2 tRNA genes and 1 rRNA gene are annotated in these 563 nt (G+C 43.2%); all 3 read left to right on the forward strand.

Features of this window, described 5'->3' with window-relative positions:
• A 16S ribosomal RNA gene (locus ACSLUK_RS19975) occupies nucleotides 1-71 on the forward strand; the annotation flags it as partial.
• Nucleotides 72-165: 94 nt separating this feature from the next.
• A tRNA-Ile gene (locus ACSLUK_RS19980) sits at nucleotides 166-242 on the forward strand.
• Between the two features lie 29 nt (nucleotides 243-271).
• A tRNA-Ala gene (locus ACSLUK_RS19985) sits at nucleotides 272-347 on the forward strand.
• Nucleotides 348-563 lie beyond the last annotated feature (216 nt).

Raw genomic sequence — 563 nt, forward strand, 5'->3', positions numbered from 1 at the left:
TGTGATTCATGACTGGGGTGAAGTCGTAACAAGGTAACCCTAGGGGAACCTGGGGTTGGATCACCTCCTTATCTTGAACAATTAACGATGTTGAGTGTTCACACAAATTGCACTGATAACGAAAGTAAGAAGAAGTCCTAACATGTAAGCTTCGGACGATAGTTTAGGTCTGTAGCTCAGCTGGTTAGAGCGCACCCCTGATAAGGGTGAGGTCGGCAGTTCAAGTCTGCCCAGACCTACCAAACGCTTTGACAACATGTATACCCAGAATGGGGCTATAGCTCAGCTGGGAGAGCGCCTGCCTTGCACGCAGGAGGTCAGCAGTTCGATCCTGCTTAGCTCCACCACTTCTTCGATGAAGAGAAAGACCAAACTTAAGGTATTCAACGAATAAATTAAGTTTGGTTTTTTAAACCAAGTTTTTAGCCGAATGAGCGCTAAAATCTACTTCTTTAACAATTTGGAAAGCTGATATAAATACCCGATGTTTACGGTGTCGCGCTGTAAACATCAAAACGATAATAATTCTCCTCGAATTATTATCATCTAATTCAAGTAGCTCA

It is taken from the genome of Thalassotalea fusca (genome assembly GCF_053485835.1).